At 49.3% G+C, this 19,572-nt stretch carries 16 protein-coding genes, 1 tRNA gene and 1 pseudogene; 13 read left to right on the top strand and 5 right to left on the bottom strand.

The features are described 5' to 3' along the window. Positions 1-32 precede the first annotated feature (32 nt). Genes SFW65_07765 through SFW65_07755 form a run of 3 tightly spaced genes read left to right on the top strand, consistent with a single transcriptional unit; the run spans position 33 to position 1,532 of the window. The gene (locus SFW65_07765) at positions 33-269 is read left to right on the top strand and encodes a hypothetical protein (GenBank protein ID MDX1923007.1); all 237 of its coding nucleotides are present in this window, start codon (positions 33-35) and stop codon (positions 267-269) included. Between the two features lie 27 nt (positions 270-296). Further along, positions 297-524, top strand: coding sequence for an amphi-Trp domain-containing protein (locus SFW65_07760; protein MDX1923006.1), 228 nt, complete (start codon positions 297-299; stop codon positions 522-524). 27 nt (positions 525-551) lie between these two features. Continuing rightward, positions 552-1,532 carry a TerC family protein gene (locus SFW65_07755; GenBank protein MDX1923005.1) on the top strand — a complete coding sequence of 327 codons (981 nt, stop codon included), beginning with the start codon at positions 552-554 and terminating at the stop codon, positions 1,530-1,532. Positions 1,533-1,677: 145 nt separating this feature from the next. Here the strand turns inward: SFW65_07755 and SFW65_07750 are convergent, their stop codons facing one another. Then, positions 1,678-2,217 carry a hypothetical protein gene (locus SFW65_07750; protein MDX1923004.1) on the bottom strand — a complete coding sequence of 180 codons (540 nt, stop codon included), beginning with the start codon at positions 2,215-2,217 and terminating at the stop codon, positions 1,678-1,680. Positions 2,218-2,391: 174 nt separating this feature from the next. On the opposite strand from SFW65_07750, the gene SFW65_07745 reads away from it, so the two are divergent. After that, positions 2,392-3,222 carry a DUF6502 family protein gene (locus SFW65_07745; GenBank protein ID MDX1923003.1) on the top strand — a complete coding sequence of 277 codons (831 nt, stop codon included), beginning with the start codon at positions 2,392-2,394 and terminating at the stop codon, positions 3,220-3,222. Beyond that, a complete protein-coding gene (locus SFW65_07740; GenBank protein MDX1923002.1) occupies positions 3,206-4,771 on the top strand; it encodes a DUF5666 domain-containing protein in 1,566 nt (521 codons plus the stop codon). Before SFW65_07745 ends, SFW65_07740 begins: the two co-directional genes overlap by 17 nt. An 86-nt stretch (positions 4,772-4,857) precedes the next feature. Here the strand turns inward: SFW65_07740 and SFW65_07735 are convergent, their stop codons facing one another. Next, positions 4,858-5,688, bottom strand: coding sequence for a hypothetical protein (locus SFW65_07735; protein MDX1923001.1), 831 nt, complete (start codon positions 5,686-5,688; stop codon positions 4,858-4,860). Positions 5,689-6,126: 438 nt separating this feature from the next. Further along, positions 6,127-6,201: transfer RNA gene (locus SFW65_07730), tRNA-Gln, on the bottom strand. 580 nt (positions 6,202-6,781) lie between these two features. Here SFW65_07730 and SFW65_07725 point away from each other — a divergent pair. After that, on the top strand, positions 6,782-7,249 hold the full coding sequence (locus tag SFW65_07725) for a DUF1465 family protein (GenBank protein MDX1923000.1): 468 nt from the start codon (positions 6,782-6,784) through the stop codon (positions 7,247-7,249). 123 nt (positions 7,250-7,372) lie between these two features. After that, the gene (locus tag SFW65_07720; GenBank protein ID MDX1922999.1) at positions 7,373-8,194 is read left to right on the top strand and encodes a flagellin; all 822 of its coding nucleotides are present in this window, start codon (positions 7,373-7,375) and stop codon (positions 8,192-8,194) included. A gap of 81 nt (positions 8,195-8,275) precedes the next feature. On the opposite strand, the gene SFW65_07715 is transcribed toward SFW65_07720, so the two are convergent. Continuing rightward, positions 8,276-9,247, bottom strand: coding sequence for an NrtA/SsuA/CpmA family ABC transporter substrate-binding protein (locus SFW65_07715; GenBank protein ID MDX1922998.1), 972 nt, complete (start codon positions 9,245-9,247; stop codon positions 8,276-8,278). Positions 9,248-9,428: 181 nt separating this feature from the next. Here SFW65_07715 and SFW65_07710 point away from each other — a divergent pair, with 181 nt between their 5' ends. The 3 genes from SFW65_07710 to SFW65_07700 are packed head-to-tail and all read left to right on the top strand — an operon-like array spanning position 9,429 to position 12,566. Next, complete coding sequence (locus SFW65_07710) at positions 9,429-11,786, top strand: hypothetical protein (GenBank protein ID MDX1922997.1); 2,358 nt, start codon at positions 9,429-9,431, stop codon at positions 11,784-11,786. A gap of 1 nt (position 11,787) precedes the next feature. Continuing rightward, positions 11,788-11,940: a hypothetical protein gene (locus SFW65_07705; GenBank protein MDX1922996.1), complete on the top strand. Its 153-nt coding sequence runs from the start codon at positions 11,788-11,790 to the stop codon at positions 11,938-11,940. A 41-nt stretch (positions 11,941-11,981) separates the two neighbouring features. After that, entirely contained in the window at positions 11,982-12,566 is a 585-nt protein-coding gene (locus tag SFW65_07700) for a hypothetical protein (protein MDX1922995.1), read from the top strand. Positions 12,567-12,780: 214 nt separating this feature from the next. Here SFW65_07700 and rpmE read toward each other — a convergent pair. Further along, a pseudogene (rpmE, locus tag SFW65_07695) lies at positions 12,781-12,987 on the bottom strand (50S ribosomal protein L31). A 305-nt stretch (positions 12,988-13,292) separates the two neighbouring features. Here rpmE and SFW65_07690 point away from each other — a divergent pair. The 3 genes from SFW65_07690 to SFW65_07680 form a co-directional block, all read left to right on the top strand. Beyond that, on the top strand, positions 13,293-13,568 hold the full coding sequence (locus SFW65_07690) for a hypothetical protein (protein ID MDX1922994.1): 276 nt from the start codon (positions 13,293-13,295) through the stop codon (positions 13,566-13,568). A gap of 387 nt (positions 13,569-13,955) precedes the next feature. Further along, positions 13,956-18,149: a DNA-directed RNA polymerase subunit beta gene (gene rpoB, locus SFW65_07685; protein MDX1922993.1), complete on the top strand. Its 4,194-nt coding sequence runs from the start codon at positions 13,956-13,958 to the stop codon at positions 18,147-18,149. 78 nt (positions 18,150-18,227) lie between these two features. Beyond that, a partial coding sequence (locus SFW65_07680) for a DNA-directed RNA polymerase subunit beta' (GenBank protein MDX1922992.1) occupies positions 18,228-19,572 on the top strand: 1,345 nt, incomplete at its 3' end.

Below are 19,572 nucleotides of genomic sequence, written 5' to 3'. Positions count from 1 at the left end.
TCAAGTTAACCTTGATGATATAGGAGGATAAAATGTCAGCTCAGTACTTCAACTCATTGCTCTTCAAATCTGCCCGCGTTCAGCAGGAGATAGACCGCGAATATCAGCGCCGCTTGCCGGACTGGATACGCTTACTCAAGCTTAAAAAACTTCGCCTTGCGATTAAAGACCGCATGCAAATGCTGTTTGACGCTGGCTCTCGTGTCGCGCTCCAGCCCATGCCGATTAGAGTGCGTATTCATAAAAACCGGCGCATGCACGCGAGCTAAACCAATCAACTTTTGAAGGAGAACAACATGGCTATCGCTAAACTAAAAAGCCGCGATATCGAGAAAAGCTATCCCGTTGAACAGTTTGTTGAGAAGTTGCGCCGTCTGGCCGATTGCCTTGAAAAAGGCGATCGGTTCGAAATTCAAATTCAAGGCGAGCGCATCTATGTACCGTCTCATGCAACCGTTAATGTGGAGCATGAGCGTGAAGGGCGTAACGAGGAGATCGAATTCCAGATTAAATGGAAAAACTAACTGCCGACTTTGATGGAAATGATACCCATGGATTCTGTGATGGAACTTCTGAACTCTGATTTTTTGGGTAAGGAAGCATGGGTATGGTTTCTGTTTATTGGCATCGTGATAACATTGCTTGTGGCTGATCTGGGTCTTTTGCATAAAGACCATCATGTGATTAACGCACAAGAGAGCCTGTGGATGAGCGCAGGCTATATCGCGATTGCGCTGTTGTTTGGCGGTTGGATATGGTGGGAAATGGGGCCGGATTCCGGCATGAATTATCTGACAGGCTTTATTGTCGAGAAAACCTTAGCCCTGGATAATATATTTGTTATCTCTCTGATTTTTACGTATTTCGCGATCCCGCAGAAGTATCAATACCGTGTGCTGTTTTGGGGCATTCTGGGTGTTGTAATCCTGCGCGGCATCATGATTGCCCTTGGCGCTACGCTTGTAACGCAGTTTAGCTGGGTGCTTTATGTCTTTGGTACGTTCTTAGTGCTGACAGGCATTAAAATGCTTTTTGCCAGCGCCCATCAAAAGGATATGGGTGAAAATAAGCTTGTTAAGTTTCTGCGCAAGCACATGCGCGTAACCGATGATCTGCATGGCGAAAAGTTTTTCATTAAAAAGACAGATCCGGCTACTGGAAAAATGGCGCGTTTTGCAACTCCGCTATTTCTTGCGCTGCTGATGATCGAGTTTGTGGATATCATTTTTGCGGTTGATTCAGTGCCAGCAATCTTTGCTATCACAACCGATCCTTATATTGTTTATACGAGCAATATCTTTGCAATTTTAGGCTTGCGGGCGCTTTATTTTGCGCTGGCGGCGATGATGCATCGCTTTGTTTATTTGAAATACGCCCTTTCGGCTGTTCTGATTTTTATCGGCGGAAAAATTTTCTGGAACCAACTGGTAGGTAAGATGGATCCAAGCATTTCCTTGTCTATCACCTTTGCTATTCTGGCTTCGGGGATTATTTTTTCTCTACTTAAGACCACCAAGGTCGCGCGATTATAAAACCGCGCGCTGCTGAACTTTCAATCATCTCGCTTTTGCCAGACTTTCAATTTTGATTGAAGTTGGGCTAATGCCTTCAGTCATATAATAGTGAAACGGGGGCATAAAGCCCCCGTTTTTATTGAACAGTAACATGTTCAGCGAATTAATCGTGGCTGCCATGTTCTGGACGTTCAGCATGCTCTGGGTGTTCAGCATGTTCTGGACGTTCAGCGTGCTCTGGACGTTCTGCATGTTCAGGGCGTTCTGCTTTTTCTACCTTTTCTGCTTTTTCAGGGCGTTCTGCTTTTTCTACTTTTTCTGCTTTTTCAGGACGCTCTGCTTTTTCTACCTTTTCTGCTTTTTCAGGGCGTTCTGCTTTTTCTACTTTTTCTGCTTTTTCAGGACGTTCTGCTTTTTCTACTTTTTCTGCTTTTTCAGGACGCTCTGCTTTTTCTACCTTTTCTGCTTTTTCAGGACGTTCGGCTTTTTCTACCTTTTCTGCTTTTTCAGGACGCTCTGCTTTTTCTACTTTTTCCGCTTTTTCAGGACGCGCTGCCTTTTCAGCCTTTTCTGGCTTTTCTACTTTTTCCTGACGGACGGTTTCTACCCGCTCCACCATAAAGGCGGCATGTGCGGTGGTGGATAGGCTGGTTCCAGCCATAAGGCCCAGGGCCAAACCAAGAGCAATTGCTTTATAAGTCATTGTAAAACCTCGCTAAAGAGACATAAATACAACGTGGGAAACATTCCCACGAATAAAGATGTTATATGTGGAATTTTTTCCCACGTCAATACGCTTTTGTGGTACCATGTAAATAAACGAGCTCCGTTGATAAACTTGGTTGCAAATTCATAGGCTTAGTAGGGAAATAGACGGGTGAAAAAAAATAAGAAAAATCTGTTGAAGCAAGCGTTGCGCCACCTGCTGCAGCCATTGGTGCGGCTGTTGCTACAGCATGGCGTTTCGCACCGCGAGTTTGTGGATTTGTCTAAGCGCGTATTTTTTGAAAGTGGCCGCAAGATTTTGGAAGCGCAGCCCGCGAAAATATCACATAGCCAGTTGGCTGTACTGACCGGTTTGCATCGCAAAGATATTACCAGCTTGATGGAAGAGGCTGAAGGCTCCGAAGAATCACCAAAAGAAAGTTCGCCGTTGTTTGCGGTGATAGCCGAATGGATGACCAATCCAATTTTTTTGGATAAGCACAAGGTGCCGTTAAAACTTCCCTATGCTAGCACCGATACCAAAACAAAAACCTTTACCATGCTGGTAGAGAGCGTCTCCAAAGATGTTCGGGCCAAAGTGCATCTGGAAGAATTGCAGCGGTTGGGTTTGGTTGATGTGGATGCGGATAATCTTCTTACGTTGAAGAAAGAAGCGTTTTTACCAACGCAGGACTTTACCAATAAACTTCGGTTCTTTACGCGGCAGATCCACGATCACATGGCGGCCTCTGCCACGAATATGGAGCTGGAGCACGGCGGTCATTTTGATCGTAGTGCTTTTCATGACGGTTTATCTGAAGCGGCCATCCTTGAGCTGCGCACATTAGTGAATACGGAGGGTATGGAGCTTTTAAAGAAGGTCTATCGCCGCGCTGAAGAACTGGCAACTACGGACAAAGGGCGCGCAGGGCCTCGTCATCGGATGACGCTTGGCATGTATCTGTATGACGAGCAGGAAGAGAAGCATGGTACAAAAAAATAAGCTGCTTTTGTGGTTGTTGTTGGCATTGCTTGGTGTTGCCGGACCGTTGCGCGCAGCCGACAACCCATGCCGCATGGCAAATGGATATTTAGATAAAGGATTTGGCGGTACGGGTATTCAACCCGGCGCGATTGGCGGTACAGGTCATGGTGATGATAAAGGATTTGGCGGCACAGGAGTGCGCGCAGATCGCGGGGTTGGCGGTACGGGTATCAACAATGATGATGATATAAAGACCATCTATATCAGCGGTACCATTTATGCCTATGGCAGTGTTTGCATAAACGGGCTACGCGTGACCTATGACGACGATACTCCTGTCACAGATGGTGAAAGCAAAACGCAGGCAAAAAATTTGAAACTTGGCCAATATGTCAAAGTTATTGCGGAGACTATGCCGCGTTCAACATCATTGGTAGCGCGTTCCATCGAGGTGCATCGTTCAGTCGAAGGTCCTGTAACGCATATTGATCCGGCACGGCATTTGGTGCGTGTCATGAATGAACAGGTTCGCATCAATTCGCCTGCGTGGCATGGCCTTGCGCTTGGCCAGAATATACGGGTGAGTGGCTTGCGAGATCCGCTTGGGCGTTTGGTTGCAAGCCATGTGGAACCCAAAGCACCTTCGCTTCCGGATCGTGTGATTGGGCGTCTGGCCATTAATGCGGCTGGCTTGGCACGCGTGGGTGAGACCCCCGTTGTGATTGATAAATCCGCCTTGCCGAGCATACGGGCCGCCGAACGCGTGGTTGTGAAAGGTGCATGGAATGGCCGTGAATTGGTGGCCGATGATATATCACGTGAAAATGATGATGCACGTAAGAAGGCAGATTTTATTTCACTGGAAGGCTATGCTGGCCATGATGCGCAAGGTAAAGCTGTTATCGATGATGTGGCTGTGCATGGGCGGAATCTCCGTTCAGGTGAGCGCGTTATTCTTTCTGGCCCGCGCGGCACGGATGATGGGGTGGATGTACGTTCGTTTAAGGATAGTCCTGAACCAATCACCCATCAAAACCATGAACGCAGCCGCGATGAAGGCAGGGGCGATGATTCATCTGGATCGCATGGTGGGCGAACAACAGATGGCGATATCAATTCCAGTGGTGATAGCTCTGGCCACGGAAGTTCTAGCCATGAAGGTTCGCATGATGAAAACTCTAATAGCGGTTCATCTTCGGGTGGTTCTGGGCATGAAGATCATTCGGGTAGCGGTGGATCAGGCAGTAATGGCTCTGGTCACGAGGTGCTGCCGAATGAAAAAATCGAACGCACCGATAATAGTGGGCATGGCAGTGGCGTAGAACGCGTAGAAAAAATTGAAGCTGTAGAAAAAGTCGAGAAGGTCGAGAAAGTTGAAAAAGTTGAAAAGGTAGAAAAGGTAGAAAAGGTAGAAAAAGTCGAGAAGGTTGAAAAAGTTGAAAAGGTAGAGAAAGTTGAGAAGGTTGAAAAAGTTGAAAAGCCAGAGAAAGTTGAAAAGATAGAAACACCGGAGAAAGTCGAAAAGCCTGAAAAAGAAGACCATAGCGGTCACGGTAGCAGGCATTAATAACTGTGATGTGTTCGGTGTTGTGCAAACGAAAAAGGCCCCTTCATTATTGGAGGGGCCTTTTTATTTAATGTATGAAAAGGTGCTTACTGGAACTTGTATCCCAGCATTAAGCCAATGCCATAATCCGGACTGCCATCGGAATAACCAACAACGCCGTAGCCTTGTACATTTATTTGCTTGGTCAGCTTATAATTAGCATAGAAGGTACTTTCGCTGGGGTTATCGCGGCCCGATGCAGATTCACGCCAATCATACGATGTGCCAAGGTTTAGCTGCGGGGTTGCGTCAATACCTGCGCCAACATTTGCCAATGGCACATTGTGTAGATTAAGGGTGCTGTTAGTGCCGGTAATCTTGTATCCACCGCCTGCAAACAACGACACGATGCCGATTTGTTTGGTGATATCGATAAGGCCTGTATAGTCGGCTTCGCCCGTCCCCAGGCCTTTGTTGAAATCACCTGTTGGGAATTTAATTTTACCTGTCACATCAACAAAAAACGCATTGGGTAATTCAAGGCTGTAACCCAGCGATCCTACCATATCACCCAATCCGGATTCAGTCGTGGTTACGACAGCAGGAGCGCGTGTCACGCCTGTTCCACCGCCGCCAACAACAGCGCCGGGGCCAGTGATGCTGAGCCAGGGAATGGTCAACTTCAATGTCCAGTTATCACGTTCAACTTTACCAGTAACGGGTACGTACCATATTTCGGTATTGCTCGCGCTTCCGTAATTGCCAGAGCTATAATCAAATCCGGTGCCGACCTTGAACTTATACCCGTTGGATTCACCAACGCTTTGCTCAACCTCTTTGGACGGCTTTACAGGTTTCGCGGATGCTGCTGCTTCAGCCTGTGTGCCGCAGAGAATAAGTGCACATGCAGCGGCAGTTAAGAAGCGCAATTTTTTCATAACTAATCCTTAGATTAAAATTGATGGTCAACGAATTTGTGACCAAACCTCAATTATATTGGCAAAAAAGTAAAGTGGAAAAATTTCCCACGCTAAATTATTGCGCCATTTGTTGTAATGTTGAGCCAGCTCGATGTATGAAAGCAGGGTGTGATGCAGGAAAAAGCAATGCTCAGCAATTATTCCTTAAGTAATATCCTGAACCTGTTCACTGGATATGGCGCATGCGCCATATGAAACGCAGCAACCGCCACCTTAGTGCCTAAAGCACATATCAAATACAGCTAAAGCATTAGTTTGCATCCGCGCGAAGGATGCTCACAGGGCGGCATTTGTCTTGCATCTGCAAGCGCCGAACTATGACATCGCATCCTCACGTGATAAAAGGTTCGTAATGTCAGATATGGCTTAGAGCGTTATCAAGGAGGACAGAGTAAATGGTTGGGGTGCTAGGGATCGAACCTAGGAATGACGGAATCAAAATCCGTTGCCTTACCGCTTGGCTACACCCCAATAATTCATTTTTGGCCATTCGTTCTGCGTCTTCCGCTACGCGGGTGACGCAACCACTCAAGGCCGTCTTTTGCGTGACTGCTCTGTACCTTATGGCACAACCGCGACTACGCCAGATTATTCTCCGCGTGGGCGGAAAAGAGCCATCTTTGAACCATGACTGACGCCTGAACGCAAGATGTTCATAGTGTTTTAACGACATTTTTTTGCTTTGTTAAAGAAGTGAGCCACAGGCTTGCATTTTTCGGATGCCTTCCCACAAGTTTTTCGTAAATGAAAGGTGAACGACCCCGGCGCTGCCCCCGAAAAAAGCCTGATTCTGCCTACGGTGCAGGGCGGTTTAAGGGCATTATTCATAATTCCATTTTCACCTTTTGCTAAGGTTTTCTTGGATTTTTTTTAAGGACTTACCCGCATGATGCCCCGACTAAACCACAAGCCAGCGCATAAACCAGTGAAGGCCGCAATGTGGGATTACCTTGGAAGTATCCAGCAAGGTAAATACCTCAAATGCGGTGTAAAAATAACCAATCATTCACGGGATGACGTTAGGCTAGTTAACTAGGGGAGCTTCTATCCAATGAAAAAGTCCGTGATCAAGAACCCGATTGACCGCACCTTTGATGAAGGTGTTGCCTTGACGCTGGAAGCGCGTAATTATATCGCATTCCACGAACAATCGGATCGTAAAAGTTTAAACCTTCCTGATTGCCTGCATATTGGCTATCACCACACCCGCGTTTCTGCGCGCCTTATTCAAATCATGACCTGGTTGCTTGCGATGAAAGCCGTGAACAGCGGTGAAATCACCCGTGAACAATTTCAGGCTCCGGCCTTTGCGCTTGGCGGTGGCCCTGAATGCACCGATGATACCGGCCCGGATATGGAAGAATTGCCACAAGGGTTGCGCAGTCTTTTAGACCGCACTCACAAATTGTATATGCGTGTTGCACGTCTTGATGAACAAGTACGTGGCCAGCCCGCGCACGGCATTGACCCCGCACGTCTTTCAAAGATGGGCGTGACGGCATTGCAGATCGCGAATTAAAAAAGTTTTGGTTTTTTAAGTTACGGGAAAAAGTCCTGGTCGTTTTTGGCCAGGCTTTTTGCTATTTGGACTGTGGTTTTTTGGTTTATTTATTTTAAGTGTTATTTTTTAGGGGAATATCCGATGGCTGTTTCAAATGTATCCTTATCGTCTTCTGCCAAAACCAGTTTAACCTCGCTGCAACAGACAGCCAATGCGCTGCAATCCGCGCAGCAAAAACTGGCAACCGGCAAAAAGGTCAATTCGGCACTGGACGGCGCAACCGCATTCTTCGCAAGTCAGGCATTTTTAGACCGCGCCAACGATTTATCGAATGTCAAAGACGGCGTTTCAACTGCGTTGCAAACCGTGAATGCGGCCAATAACGGAATTGATGCAGTATCCAAACTGGTGGATCAGGCAAAGGGTATTGCCACCGCTGCTTTGCAAACCCAAGACCCGACCGCCAGAGCGGCCTTTGCCCAGCAATTTGATGATTTGCGCAGCCAGATTGACGGGATTGTTGCGGATTCAAGTTTAAATGGCCGTAACCTGATTGATGGCACATCAAGTGCACTTACCGTCAATTTCAATGAAACCAGCACCAGCACTCTGACAATCGCAAATACGGATTTGACGTCCACAGGTTTGGGGGTTGCTGCATCAACAAATGCGTTTGCCAATGACAGCGATATCAATGCTGCATTCAGCAATTTAACAACGGCATCGACCAAGCTTCGCACGACCGCGGCAAATATCAGCGATAATGCGACAATTATCAGCACCCGTTCGGATTTTATTTCCAACTCGATTAACACCTTGAAGGAAGCATCGGATAATCTGACGTTGGATGATATTAACGAGCAGGCGGCAAATCTGCTTGCGCTGCAAGTTAAAAACTCGCTTGGCATCTCCGCGCTTAGTATTTCAAATCAGGCACAGCAGAATGTGCTGAAGCTGTTCTAGTCGTAATCAATGCGTTATCAGCTTTTTTACGGTGCAGTCATGCATTTTTACAGTAAGCTAAAGTAATCTGCACTGCACATTTTATTCCAGATTGGTTTTAATCAACGTCCCGCGGATATCGACGGCGTCATCAATCACTTTTTGCTCGCGAAGGAAATCGGCAAAGGGCTGCATGATGTTGACCGCCGATTCATCAAGTTTTGCGCCCCAGTTGTGGCGCCAGAAGGCCTTGCGCACAACTTCGACCGGCATGTTTAATTCCTGTGCTGTAATCGTAATCGCGGTAATCTCGTTAAAGGGTATCCATGCTTTTGCTTCATCCAGCACGTTGACCAAATCGACAAAGGCTTTGGATTTTTGCGCTTTGAACGCATCGCGCACCACCATGATGCTGTAAGCCTTGGCCTCGCTTTTCGGAAGCAGACGCATATAGCGATTTAATTCGCCCAATTCCGCATAAGGGGAGTTTACCGCCCAGCCATCCACGCTGCCTTCTTTCATTGCGGCAATTGCTTCCCGCAGCGGCATTTCAGTGATGTCGTAATCATTTGGTGTAACGCCAACCACGCCCAGCATTTTGCGCAAGTTGTAGTGATTGGTGGTATTTTTTTGCACAATCACCTTGCGGTTGCGCATTTCCTCAACCGTTTTGATAGTGCTGTCTGTGGGTATCATCAATTGTTCTTGATAGGTGGATGTGACCTGCGCGATGAACACCGGAATTTTTTGCGCTTTCGCCATGATGACCGGCACGATGTCGCTTTGAAATACCACATCAACCTGATCATTTAAAAACGCCATGTTGACTTCTTCAGGTGTGGTGAAGGTTGAATATTCGACCTTGTAGCCATACTCGCCAAATGCTTCTTCGAATTTCTTGTTATGCTTGGCGACATAAAAAGGTGCGTAGCTGACCGATTGGCCGACGCGCCCAATGCGCACGGTGCGCAAATCCACGACCACTACTTCTGGTTTTGGCCAGAACACGGCGGCGCTGAGCCCGATAACGAGCGAAGCGCCAGCAATGATGACTATTTTCTCGAGGTTGTTCATGCGCGGTTTGGTGGCTGTGATGCGGATGGCAATTAATGAAAATAATACATAGAAACAACAACTTAGCAAAATTATAATTTAATAAAGATCCTTATTGATATTAAGGATCATTATCATTATAACACCATTATTAATAATCATTCTTAGTCGCATAACCACCCTGTACCAGATAGGCTTTATCGTGAGACCCCGCAATTATTCAGTATTATCAAAGGCCGAAGCAGAGATTGATGCTCCGGAGAACCATAACGACAGTGAAGTAGAATTTCTCCGCGAGCTTGAAGATACGATTGAACGTATGGGTTCGAATCGTTTCACGGTGGATGGAAAGCCCGTCATCGTGGCTGCCGAAACCAGAGCAAAGCTGGGCGAAGCGATTAAAGAACTCACTCAACTTCAAATCAATCAAATTGCTGATGGCGCGGAAAAATTCGGCAATAAGGAACGGCGCGTCTTGCTGGAAGTGGTGCAGGGGGAAGACGCATTAAAAAACGGGCCCGATGCGCAATTGAAGTTTCCGGATGCCGGCGTCACCGCACAATACATTTACTATACCGAAGAACAAAAAGAAGATACGCGGTTGCTGATGGAATTGCGCCGCATCCAATACCTGCAACATGTGGTGATGAAGCAATTGGAGATGACCGATCGCAGCGGTTCATCGCAAGTGGTGCAGGGCATGATTGCTGCTGGACAGAAATTCGTGCAAGGCCTCACGGCGGTGTTCAAGCAGGTTGAAGCGCTTACCAAGCAGATTGAAAAAGGCTTGCAGAACAAGGCGGAACTGCCCACCGCTGAGCAAAAAACGGCGGCCATTGCTGCGATTACGCAAGCAATCCGCGCATTGCCTGCGGTTGATCCGCGCCATATCGCCGTTAAAAATATGGTCATGCAGCAGGTAGAACGCTTGCAGGCAAAATTCAACATGGTGTCAACCGCGCCGCGTGCATCCGCAACCATTTTGCAAATGAAAGCGCCAGTGGTGGAAGCAAAAATAGCTCCAGCTGCTAAAGGCGCTGATGCGGCTGTGAAGGGTGATGTAAAAGTAGCTGCTGACATAAAGACAACACCGCCCACAAGAATGGATGCGCGAATAACTGCAGAAGCAAAAACAATGCCTATTGCAAAAGGCCAAATCGCAGAAGTGCGCGTTGATGCAAAAGGCCAACCGATTGCGCCTGTGACAAAGGGTGATGTGCTAGTCAAAACTGCGCCAATCGCAACGCCGCAAACGCGCGTTGATGCAGCGGCGCGCATTGATGCAGGCGTAAAAGCGTCAGCAACCGGCGTGCAGCTAAATGCAACCGCAAATGTGCATGTTCAAGCGCGCGCACAATCTGCGCCGGTTGCAGTTGAACAAGTGCGCGTGGATGCGGCGCGGCAAACACCAAAAGGCACAACCGTAACCGCTATTTCGCCAAATGTTTCGCTAGAACAGGCCGTTGCCAGAGCAGCAGTTGTGACATCACCTGTGCACACCATGCAGGAATCACTCGCGAATGCGCTTAACATCACGCGTCCCGCTAACGGAGTGACAACGCTTGTTGCAAGTGCAGACGCAGCGCTGCAAAGCACTTCTGTTCAAACAACACCTGCGCGCAGTACGCCAATGGTTGTTCAGCCGGTTGTTCAGGCGGTTGTTCAGACACCCCAACATCGTGAACCCAGCGTCCAGCAACATGTGCAACCAGCTGGAATGCAGCCGACAGGTGCACAGCCCGTGGTTACACAGCCGGTGGTTACACAAGTGAACGGCTCGCAGCCGATCGCATCTCAACCTGTCATGCAGCAAACGGCAGCACCGATTAGAGGAACGCAAGTTAGTGGCACACAAGTAACCGGGAATGCGCCAATCGTTGCCGTGCAGCAAGGCCAAGCTGCTGTGCAGGTTCAAACGGCTGTTGATACCACAGTTCAGCCCATGGGTGCAGATACGGGCGCGAAGGGTGTTGAAGCGCGTTCCGTTCCGTCAGGCACAGATGCAAATGTTACCAAAGGCCAGCCAGTTCACATGCGTCACGAAGCGCGTCACGAAGCGCGTGAAGAAACGCGCATCGAAGCAAGGCAAGGTGATGCAAAGGGTGGAGAAGCGAAGGCAGGTGATCCCAAAGCGGGTGAAGCAAAAACAGCGGACCCCAAAGAACAGAAATTACCGGAACGCCCGAATGATCGCGCACAAGAAGCGAAGGCCGATAACAAGGATTCCAAAGATAAGAAAGACGTAAAAGTCGAAAGCGGATGCGATGTTTGCCCCAGCAAGGGATCGGGTTGTATCGGATGCAAGGGGGCTTCGCTTACTGGCAATGGATCGACGGTCGTTCAGTTGAGGGTTAGCGATCAAAATGTTGCAGAAGCAAAAAAAGATTTTGATAAAAACAAAGGCCCTTGCACCGGTTGCGCGGGATGCGGGCCCGGCGGGTGCAGCCGCACGGCCGCAGACCCAAATCTAGCATCCCAAGTACGTAACGCAGCGCTGGATAAACTGGCGCCGCGGGCCAAAGCTGCGCCACCAGCGCCAGCACCAGGAAAGGCAGCATAATATGTGTGAAACAAACCACGTCACGCAGGTGACAGAAAAAACCAAAGAATGTTCAGGCGATTGTAATAACTGCCAAAGCCGGCAGGGGCAATTGGCTGCCATGCAGGAACAGGTTGCACTGATCTTGCAGCAATATAATCAAACCGCGAAGTAGCGGCGCGATATTTTTAACTTCGTTTTTTAAAGGAGCGTATAATGGTACAATTGAATATCGATAATGGCGCAACACCCGGCGCAGGCCCGCAAGGTAATTTGGGGTTAACCGAATGCGGCACGTGTGCAACGCATGTTTCATCCTGTGTGACCGGTATTTTGGGGCAAGCGGTATTGACCGCGATGGAAATTACGCGCCGCGCAATTGCGAATGGCGAACTGCATTTAGACCCGCACAACCCCGATGACATTCAGTACGTCTTTGATGCGGTTGTTGCGACGATTGAGGAAGATTTGAAGAAGCCAACACCCATCCTTGGTGTTGAAATGCCAACCGATGCCGCTGAAATTGCAAAAATCAGAGAAGGTATTCCCGATGCCATTCGCCAAGGCCAGGCGGTTTATGCGGCTGTTGGCATTCTTGCAAGCCGCCTGCCGGTTGCGCCAGCGAGAGCGATGAACCCGACGCATCGCCCAGATATTGATGCGGTGTTTGGAAAGGTGGTGCAGTTGGTCGGTGCGCAATTGCCACGAATTGCCAGCGATGCCACAGAGCTGGGGGCTTACCGAAAACAAATTCCAGCAGCGATTATTGCTGCGATTAAAGCGATGCCACAGCCTGCGTAACCGGATTTATATATAAGGGAAAAAAACCCCGCCTTAGAGCGGGGTTTTTAAATTCTATAGTTGTTTGAGCGATGCCTCTGCGGTTCCCGCAACCGGCCCTGCTCTTAAATTATTTCTTCTTCTTGGCGTCTGCCTTGTCGGCGGCTTTCTTTTCGGCCTTGTTTACGCTGCCGGTTACTTTTTCGCCTTCTTTGTGGCCTTTAACATCAACGATGCCAGCAAAACGGTTTTTGAATTTGTCGAGCTGACCGCCTCTGCCAATCAACTTGGAAATACCTGTCCAAGCGGGATGGGTCTTTGGGTCGATGTCGAGGCGCATGGTATCGCCAGGCTTACCCCAGGTGGTACGGGTTTCGAATTCGCTGCCATCGGTCATAATGACCTTGATGGTGTGATAATCGGGGTGAATTTTTTCTTTCATAGTATTGTCCTTAAATCGCTCAAACGCCGTATTGTTTTTTATGGGGGCTTCGCTCGCATTAGCTCGCGGGTCGGCAGTCGCCGCCCTTTAAATGTTCGGCAAGCGGCGTTTATAGACAGCCAAACCTTGCAACGCAAGGGCTTTTCGCAGTGAATTCATTAATTCTGTCCGCCAAGAAAACGATACTGGAAATGATGCTTATCATTCAATGATATGAGTGTTAAAGAGTAGTGATGCATTTTTTAAGATTTAGAACGGCGCAGTTTTTTGCAGACCTTGCTTTTGTAGGCGGGCTGGTGGTGACGATGCCCATTCCCCCGGCGCATGGGCAGCATGCTTTGAAAGACCCATCGGCATTGGCACGGCTATGCGCGGATGACTTAAAGCCTGTAATTCCGCAAAAGTTCCATTTTATTGGCGGTTCTAGGGGGTATAACGTGCTAACCACCAACCCCAAAACCGATACATTCGAGCCATGCCGCTTTGATTACGAGGGAAATATGACCGAAGGGGCGGCTGCGCGCCCATCGTGCAGCATTGGCAGGCGTATTGCCGAATGTGTGAAGCAAAAGCTTCAATAAAATAGGGCGATCAGCCCATGCTGGCTAAAGATTAAAATTCCCCTATTTCGCGCGTTAAACCCCGGGCATTAAAAATCTGTAAATTGTGCTTGCATGCCCCTCTAAAATATGGTGATTCACCCCTCGTGCACACTTGCTGACAATAAAGATACCCGATGACACGCATCACTGATCAAAGGTGATAGGCCGCGTGGCAGAATTTTTTTTACTATCGGTCGTTTTCGCTTTTTGTCTTTTTCGCAAATGCGCCGCGCAAAAACTTTTGACCCTTAAGGGAATGACATGGCCACGATTCTAAAAACAAAAGAAATTCTCCCAGATACAAACAGCTTCACCGGACGCCAACGCATCCGTAAAAGTTTTGGTCGCATCAGCGAAGTTGTCTCGATGCCAAACCTCATCGAAGTGCAACGCCAATCTTACGAAGCATTCTTGCAGATGGGCACACCTGCAACTGGCCGCACGGTGACTGGTCTTCAGGAAGTTTTCAAATCCGTTTTCCCGATTAAAGATTTTGCTGAGCGCGCTGTTCTTGATTTCGTTTCTTATGAACTCGAAGAACCAAAATACGACGTTGAAGAATGCCAGCAACGCGGCATGACCTTTGCCGCGCCATTGCGTGTAACCCTTCGTTTATCCGTATTTGACGTGGATGAAACCACGGGCCTTCGCTCCATCCGCGACATCAAAGAACAAGATGTGTATATGGGCGATATGCCATTGATGACGAATAACGGTACGTTTGTTATCAACGGAACCGAACGCGTGATCGTATCCCAGATGCATCGCTCACCTGGCGTGTTCTTTGACCATGACAATGGCAAGACCCATGCTTCGGGTAAATTCCTGTTTGCTGCGCGCGTTATTCCTTACCGCGGTTCATGGCTCGACTTTGAATTCGATGCGAAGGATATTTTGTATGTTCGTATCGACCGTCGCCGTAAACTTCCAGTGACCACATTGATGTATGCGCTGGACGATGAAGCGACCGAAAAGATGCGCGCAAAACGCGATGCGCAGGAAAAGCCACTCGCTCCCGGTGAAGCGATTGGGATGAGCAAGGAAGAAATCCTCTCCTCCATCTACGAAACCAAAACTTACGACCGCACCAAGACCGGTTGGAAGACCCGCTACATCCCAGAAAACTGGCGCGGCGTGAAGCTGACCCATGACCTTGTCAACGCCAAGGGCGGTGAAGTGGTAGTGGAAGCCGGCGCGAAGATTACCGCCCGCAAGGCAAAGCAGTTGGAAGAAGAAGGTCTGCGTGAAATCCTCATTCAATCCGAACAACTCATGGGCCAATACCTTGCCCAAGACGTGATTGATGCCAAGACCGGCCTTGTATTGCACGAAGCTGGCGATGAAATCACCAAGGACATGCTGGAAAACTTTGCTGAATTGAACACGAAGGAAATTCCTGTTCTGGCAATCGACCATGTGAATGTGGGCCCATATTTGCGCTCCACCATGATGGTTGACCGCAACTCCACCCGCGAAGAAGCGCTGATCGATATCTACCGCGTGATGCGCCCCGGTGAACCGCCAACTCTTGAATCGGCTGAAGCCTTATTCCGCGGATTATTCTTTGATTTGGAACGCTATGACCTTTCACCCGTTGGCCGCGTTAAAATCAATGGCCGTTTGAATGTTCAGGCTGCTGACACCGTACGCGTGTTGCGCAAGGCCGACATCATTCAGATCATCAAGATTTTGCACGACCTGAAAGATGGCCGCGGCGAAGTGGATGATATCGATCACTTGGGTAACCGCCGTGTTCGCTCGGTCGGTGAATTGATGGAAAACCAATACCGTGTTGGGTTGTTGCGCATGGAACGTGCGATCAAGGAACGCATGGGTTCGGTTGAAATCGATACCGTGATGCCATCTGACCTTGTGAACGCAAAACCAGCAGCGGCAGCTGTTCGTGAATTCTTTGGTTCATCACAGCTTTCACAGTTTATGGATCAAACCAACCCATTGTCGGAAATCACCCATAAGCGCCGTCTATCGGCCCTTGGCCCAGGTGGTTTGACGCGTGAACGCGCTGGCTTTGAAGTGCGCGACGTCCATCCAACCCATTATGGTCGCATCTGCCCGATTGAAACACCGGAAGGTCCGAATATTGGTTTGATCAACTCGCTTGCAACCTACGCACAGGTAAACCCATACGGCTTTATTGAAACGCCATATCGCCGCGTTTCCAAGAGCAAGGTGATGGATGAAGTTGTGTATATGAGCGCGATGGAAGAAGGCCAGCATGTGGTGGCGCAAGCCAACGCTGCGCTGGACGCATCGGGCAAATTGACTGCAGAACTCGTCTCCTGCCGTAAGGGCGGTGAGTACATGATGCTGCCACCAGACCAAATCGAATTCATCGACGTATCGCCCAAGCAGCTGGTTTCGGTTGCTGCTGCGCTTATTCCGTTCCTTGAAAACGATGACGCGAACCGCGCGCTCATGGGCTCCAACATGCAACGCCAAGCCGTACCTTTATTACAAAGTGATGCGCCGCTTGTTGGTACAGGTATGGAAGGCACCGTAGCACGCGATAGCGGCGTGACCGTAGTTGCAAAACGTGCCGGTATTGTTGACCAAGTGGATGCCACCCGCGTGGTTGTCCGCGTCAATGATGATAAGGCCGCAAAGAACGGTGGTCTTGGCGTTGATATTTACAACCTCCTGAAGTTCCAGCGTTCCAACCAAAACACCTGTATTACGCAGCGCCCATTGGTGCGCGTAGGCGATGTGGTAAAGGCCGGCGATATCATCGCTGACGGCCCATCCACGCAGCTGGGTGAATTGGCGCTTGGCCGCAACGTGCTCGTCGCGTTCATGCCATGGAACGGATACAACTTCGAAGATAGTATCTTGATCTCCGAACGCATCGTGCGCGATGACGTGTTCACCTCCATCCACATCGAAGAATTCGAAGTGATGGCGCGTGATACCAAACTGGGTCAGGAAGAAATTACCCGCGATATTCCAAACGTGGGCGAAGAAGCACTGAAGAACCTCGATGAAGCAGGTATTGTTTACATCGGCGCAGAAGTGAACCCCGGCGATATCCTCGTTGGTAAGGTCACACCAAAGGGTGAAAGCCCAATGACGCCAGAAGAAAAATTGCTGCGCGCCATTTTCGGTGAAAAATCTGCCGACGTTCGCGATAGCAGCTTGAAAGTGCCGCCCGGCGTTTCCGGTACCATCGTTGAGGTGCGCGTGTTTAACCGCCGCGGCGTTGATAAGGATCAACGCGCCGTTGCGATTGAACGCGAAGAAATCACCCGTCTTGCAAAAGACCGTGATGATGAACGCGCCATTCTGGAACGCGGCTTCTTTGACCAGTTGAAGAACTTGCTCATCGGCCAAAAGGCCGTATCGGGTCCTAAGAACTTCCCGGCTGGCAAAGAAATCACCGAAGCATTGCTCGCGGACTACACCCATGGCCAATGGCGCCAAATTGCGCTTAAAGATGACGGCGTGATGGAGCAAATTGAAGCCGTTTCAAAGAGCTTTGATGCAGCAATTGATGCATTAAAGAAGCGTTTTGAAGACAAGGTTTCAAAGCTGCAACGCGGCGATGAATTGTCCCCCGGCGTGATGAAGATGGTGAAGGTATTTATTGCCGTGAAGCGCAAGCTGCAACCCGGCGATAAGATGGCCGGTCGTCACGGTAACAAAGGTGTTATCTCCAAGATCAACCCGATTGAAGACATGCCATGCCTTGAAGACGGTACACCGGTTGACGTTGTGCTTAATCCGCTCGGCGTGCCTTCACGTATGAATGTGGGCCAAATTCTGGAAACCCATTTGGGTTGGGCTTCTGCCGGTATTGGTAAGCAAATCGGCGAAATGCTCGATGCGTATTATTACAAGCGCGGTGATTTGAAAGCGGTGCGTGAGCGTCTTCGCGAAGTCTATGGCGAAGATATTTATAACCGTGACATCAAACGCATGGATGACGATCAGCTGATGTTGCTGGCGAATAACCTGCGTAAGGGTGTTCCGTTTGCAACGCCAGTGTTTGATGGCGCACGCGAAGACGATATCGTCGGCATGTTGAAACAAGCCGGCCTTGATAGCTCCGGCCAAGTTACACTAATCGATGGCCGCACGGGCGAACCGTTTGACCGCAAGGTGACCGTTGGTTTCATTTATATTCTGAAGCTGCATCACTTGGTTGATGACAAGATCCACGCACGTTCGATCGGGCCTTACTCGCTTGTTACGCAGCAACCGCTGGGCGGTAAAGCGCACTTTGGTGGTCAGCGCTTTGGTGAAATGGAAGTGTGGGCACTTGAAGCTTACGGCGCTGCATACACCTTGCAGGAAATTCTCACCGTTAAGTCGGATGACGTTTCCGGTCGTACCAAGGTTTATGAAAGCATCATCCGCGGCGAAGACAATTTCGAGGCAGGTATCCCTGAATCCTTCAACGTCTTGGTTAAGGAAATGCGTTCACTTGGTCTTAATGTCGAGCTTACCCGCCAGGATTTGGGCGCGGAAGGCCAAGCATTGGAAGGCGCACCAGCAGCCAATGACGACACACCGGGTAAACCAGCTTTGTTGATTGGTAAGGAATAACGGAATTGCCGGAGCAAACGCTCCGGCGGTTTTCAGAAAATTTTTGAAGTTTCCTAAAAGAAAAAAGGAAGAAGTAAAATGAACGATATTATGGCCCTTTTTAATCAGCAGACGCAGGCCCAGCAATTCGATCACATCCGGATTAGTCTTGCTTCGCCAGAGCGCATCCGCAGCTGGTCGTTCGGCGAAATCAAGAAGCCGGAAACCATCAACTACCGTACGTTCAAGCCAGAACGCGATGGTTTGTTCTGCGCGCGCATTTTTGGACCAATTAAAGATTACGAATGCTTGTGCGGTAAGTATAAGCGCATGAAGTATCGCGGCATCGTGTGCGAAAAGTGCGGCGTTGAAGTCACGCTGCAAAAGGTTCGCCGCGACCGCATGGGCCACATTGAATTGGCCGCGCCTGTTGCGCATATCTGGTTCATGAAGTCGCTCCCCTCACGTTGCGGTTTGTTGCTCGACATGACCTTGAAAGATCTTGAAAAGGTTTTGTATTTTGAATCATACATGGTGACCGAACCCGGCCTTACGCCATTCAAGTTCCGCCAGTTGATCACCGAAGAAGAATACATCAACGCGCAGGATGAATACGGCGAAGACGCATTCGAAGCCAGCATTGGCGCGGAAGCAATCAAGAAAATGCTTATCAGCCTTGATCTGAACGCGGAGCGCGTGAAGGTTCGTGATGATATGCGCGAAACCGGCAGCGACATCAAGCGCAAGAAGCTGGTAAAACGCCTGAAGCTGATCGAAAGCTTCCTTGAATCCGGCGCACGCCCAGAATGGATGATTTTGGAAGTTGTTCCGGTCATTCCACCTGAATTGCGTCCATTGGTTCCATTGGATGGTGGTCGTTTCGCGACATCGGATTTGAACGATCTGTACCGCCGCGTCATCAACCGTAACAACCGTTTGAAACGCCTTATTGAACTGCGCGCGCCAGACATCATCATCCGCAACGAAAAGCGTATGTTGCAAGAGTCAGTTGACGCATTGTTCGACAATGGTCGTCGTGGCCGCGTGATTACCGGCGCGAATAAGCGTCCGCTGAAATCACTCGCCGACATGTTGAAGGGTAAGCAAGGTCGCTTCCGTCAGAACTTGCTCGGTAAGCGCGTGGACTATTCGGGTCGTTCGGTTATCGTCGTTGGCCCAGAATTGAAGCTTCACCAATGCGGTCTGCCAAAGAAGATGGCGCTGGAATTGTTCAAGCCATTCATTTACGCCAAACTGGAAATTTACGGCATGGCATCCACCATCAAGGCGGCAAAACGCCTTGTTGAAAAGGAACGCCCCGAAGTTTGGGATATCCTGGAAGAAGTTATCCGCGAGCATCCCGTGCTGCTTAACCGCGCGCCAACGCTCCACAGACTTGGTATTCAGGCATTCGAACCGGTATTGATCGAAGGTAAAGCTATCC

Source organism: Alphaproteobacteria bacterium (genome assembly GCA_033762625.1).
Taxonomy (GTDB): Bacteria; Pseudomonadota; Alphaproteobacteria; order UBA9219; family RGZA01; genus RGZA01.
This window is presented reverse-complemented; position numbering and strand designations above follow the sequence as displayed.